The sequence below is a fragment of the Novosphingobium sp. AAP1 genome (assembly GCF_001295765.1).
Classification (GTDB): Bacteria; Pseudomonadota; Alphaproteobacteria; order Sphingomonadales; family Sphingomonadaceae; genus Novosphingobium; species Novosphingobium capsulatum.
Genome location: NZ_LJHO01000036.1, coordinates 1 through 3,743 on the forward strand (window position 1 = coordinate 1; position 3,743 = coordinate 3,743).

3 protein-coding genes and 1 pseudogene are annotated in these 3,743 nt (G+C 60.5%); 1 reads left to right on the forward strand and 3 read right to left on the reverse strand.

The features are described 5' to 3' along the window. The first annotated feature begins 567 nt into the window (after positions 1–567). A complete protein-coding gene (locus IP65_RS21590) occupies positions 568–1,008 on the forward strand; it encodes a hypothetical protein (protein ID WP_156306821.1) in 441 nt (146 codons plus the stop codon). Here IP65_RS21590 and IP65_RS20585 read toward each other — a convergent pair. From IP65_RS20585 to IP65_RS20595, 3 genes and pseudogenes are all read right to left on the reverse strand, one after another. Beyond that, positions 1,005–2,572 (reverse strand): annotated as a pseudogene (locus tag IP65_RS20585) (IS66 family transposase). The gene IP65_RS21590 and the pseudogene IP65_RS20585 overlap by 4 nt on opposite strands. Before the next feature lie 129 nt (positions 2,573–2,701). Next, positions 2,702–3,055 carry an IS66 family insertion sequence element accessory protein TnpB gene (gene tnpB, locus IP65_RS20590; protein ID WP_054132903.1) on the reverse strand — a complete coding sequence of 118 codons (354 nt, stop codon included), beginning with the start codon at positions 3,053–3,055 and terminating at the stop codon, positions 2,702–2,704. Then, positions 3,052–3,495: a transposase gene (locus IP65_RS20595; RefSeq protein ID WP_054132904.1), complete on the reverse strand. Its 444-nt coding sequence runs from the start codon at positions 3,493–3,495 to the stop codon at positions 3,052–3,054. The genes tnpB and IP65_RS20595 overlap by 4 nt, the downstream gene beginning before the upstream one ends. Positions 3,496–3,743: the final 248 nt, after the last annotated feature.

Sequence of the window (3,743 nt, forward strand, 5' to 3'; positions counted from 1 at the left end):
CAGTCATTCAGGCAATGGTAGCTTGCCAGCGCATGCCGCCAAGCTCATTCTGGTGGGCGGGGGACATCCGGCCTTGTCATTGCCGGCACGTTCTGGGAGGTTAATTTATGCCAGTCATACAAGCTGTATGGACCGCAGGCCTCCTTGCCCTTCCGCTGCTGGTGCTTTTGGGGTTTATGCGAAGACGAGCACGAACGCTCGACTATACTGAAAGCAGAGCGGTTAAGGCACAGCTGCCTTGGTGGGTCAAGAACTGCGAAACGCTATTGATGCTCGCATTTGGATACCTGTGGGCTGCAGTGAGCTTTAAGCTTTATGCTCTCCTTAGAGGGAGCCAGCCCGAGAGGGATATGCCTCTTGTAGGGGCTGCAGCCTTTTACGTCATCATTGGCATCGCGTTCATTGTAATTCCGATTGCAATGCTCTCTGCAAATGCGGTTAGTGAGTTCATTCCCTTCCTTCGGAAAGCCAATCAGAAGGGTAAGCGTCCGGTTTTGCGCGTGGAGGGGCGACAGGTTTCGATAGCGTTCCGTTGTGTGTGTTCCGGAATTGCGCTTATGTGTCGCTATGGACGATTTCGATAGGTTCGCTCGAGCTGCCACTGCATTGCTGGGTGGTGAGGCAGAAGTAACAGTTCGCCAAGGAAGGCGAGCCGAATACCCCGGTTCACCGCGTGAAGCAGCGGACTTATTTGTCAAAAAACTCGGCTTTACGCCAATTGGCGATGGTTGGGTCGATCTCGGTGAGAAGGGATCTGATCCAGCAGGCTATCTAACCAATATTCTTAAAAGAGACCTTGTCGGTCACAATATCGATTGGCTACCTGACGGCGAGGCTAGGAACTGTTCCGAGGGCTTCTATTCGCTATTCAAAGGCCCGGCGGTGACTAATCTGGCCAATGTTGTAGGAAACGAGTGGAATCCTATAACGACCTCAACTGTCGAAGCGGCTTACGTCAGCATGGACGATGATCGCATCGGTTTGTTTCTCTTGGAGGCTGAGGATTAATATGGACGCCAATTCCACGGCAGCAGCTCATCGATCCGGTTGATCGGATGGCCCTTGCCGATGCGATCGAGCACGTCGGCCAGCCACTCCTGCGGGTTGACGCCATTGAGCTTGGCGGTTTCCAGCAGCGAATACATGGCGGCGGCGCGCTCACCGCCGCAATCGGCACCAGCGAACAGCCAATTTTGCGGCCCAGACATATCCCCCGCAGGGCATTTTCTGCCGGGTTGTTGTCGATCTCCAGCCTGCCATCCTCGGTGTAGGTCAGGAGTTGGGGCTTGAGCTTCACGGCATAGCGCAACGCCTCTGCCAGCGGTGAGCGGGCCGAAGCCCTGGACAGCACATCATCGGCCCAGACGAAGAACTCCAGCGCCTTGGCTTTTGACACCGCACGGGCTTGCCGCCGTTCCTCCGCCGACACATCGGCGATCTGGCGCTCGATGGTGTAAAGGTCGCGGATCATATCCAGCCCATGGCGCGCCACGGAATGCTCATCCGCCTTGAAGACGTCATACAGCTTGCGCCGTGCATGCGCCCAGCAGGCGACAGGCGTTATCAGCCCAGGCTCTCGGTCAGGCGCGTAAAGCCGCTCGAAACCGGCATAGGCATCGGCTTGCAGAAATCCTGCGAATGATTTGAGGTGTTCGCGTGGTCGCTCACCCTTGCGATCGGGGCTATAGCGAAACAGCGCTGCCGGTCTGTCCGATACCTCCCATCGTCGGTTGTCGCGCAGATAGACCCACAGCCTGCCCGTGGCGGTCTTCCCGGTCCCTGGCGCCAGCACCGGAACGGGCGTGTCGTCGGCGTGGAGTTTGACGCTGGCCATCACGTGATCGGCAATCTTGTCGACCAGCGGTTGCAGCAGCCAGCTTGCCTGGCCCAGCCAGTTGGCCATCGTCGAGCGGCTGATCTCCACGCCTTCGCGCGCATAGATCTGCGATTGGCGATAGAGCGGCAGGTGATCGGCAAACTTCGAGACGATGACGTGGGCGAGCAAGCCCGGACCGGCGCGACCACGCGGCACGGGAAGCCCCGGAGCCGGGGCCTGGCTGATGGCGTCACAGCGATTGCAGGAAAGCCTGGGCCGAACATGACGAGTGACCCGAAACCGCCCCGGGACATATTCCAGCACCTCGGTCACGTCCTCGCCCAGCTTGCCCATCGTGCCGCCACAGGCCGAGCAGCCATCGGCATCCGGCGCGGGGTGCATGACCTCATCGCGGGGGAGATGGTCGGGCAGTGGCGCACGGCGCGGCTTTCGTAGCGCCGCCTTGGTAGGCGCATCATCGGGCACGCCGCCTTCGACCACGCACTCGGCATGGGCATGCTCGGCCTCAAGGTCTTCCAGCGTCAGCTCAAGCTGATCGGCTTGCTCCGCCAGACGCTCGGAGGATTGGCCGAACTTCATGCGCCGCAGGCGGGCCAGTTGAACCTTGAACTTCTCGATCTGCAGCGCCGTCAGCTTAATCGAGTTTTGCGCCACCTCCAGCTTCTCGCGGGTCTCGTCATGGGCGGTTCTCTCGGCAGCCAGCGCCTGTTCCGAAGCCATCGCGCGCGCCAGCATAGCGGCGGCAAATGCGCGCAATTCTGCTGGATCAACAGGCAGTTCGAGATCGTCGGGAGACACGCTTCCCGCTAGCAGGATCCGCCCCTTTGCCCAAGCAAAAAGCCCGGATTTGCGCCAGTTGTGACATCAAAGTTGAGCTGGTGTGCGGGGTGGTTCGGGCGCCACCGTGCGCCGCCAATCCATCGCCTCGATCAGCAAAGCGAACTGCGCCGGGGTCAGCACAACGCCGCCCTCGATCAAGGGTGGCCATACGAAACGGCTGCGTTCCAGACGCTTGGAGAACAGGCAAAGCCCGCTGCCATCCCAATGCAGCGCCTTCAGATAATTGCCGCTCTTGCTGCGAAACAGAAAGACATGGCCGCCATAGGGCTCGACCGCGAACAAAGGGCGGACCAGCGCGGCAAGCCCATCGAATCCGAGCCGCATGCTGACCGGTTTGCTCGCCAGATAGACCTTGGTGCCCGGCGCCAGCGAGATCATGCCATATCACGCAAGGCGCGCAGCACCCGCGCCAGTGCTTTCTCATTGACGTAGCTGTCCACCGACAGGCGGATGCCGCCGGGCAAATCGACGTCAATCGCACCGGGTCGGGAGCCGGGATGTGGGCGGGTCAGTTCTTCGGCGGTGGTGTGCTGTACCGGCGCAGGCGGTGCCGCCACCGGGGTGGGGGTAAGCGCTTGGCCTGTCGGTTCCGCCACCGAGCCATAAGCAATGAATTGCAGCGGTTCGCTGGAAAGCTTCTCCGCCTCGCGGCGCATCCGTCGCCAGCCATGGATCAGCCCCGGCGACATTCCCAATCGCTTGGCCACGCCCACGATCGTGGCCTTGGGCTCATCGCACATCGCCAGAACCGCCGCGCGCTCGTCATCCGAATACCGGCGCCGCCGCTCCACCCCGGTGATGATCTCAACCCTGCCCAACGCACTCTCCTTACGCAGTGCGAATGGACACTGCGTAAGGCCGGCTCATCGCGATGGCGCATCAACCTGACAACACGACCGAGGCCGGACGCTTACTCAGAAGGCATTTCGCGGAACGCACGTTTCGTTCAAGTCAGCGAACGCTGGGCTCCTCAAGTTTGCAGCGGTATCAGTGCCTTTTGGAATGATGGCAATTTTAATCGCTGCGATTGAGCCTTGGCGCCATTAATGTCCGCAACTGGGCGATG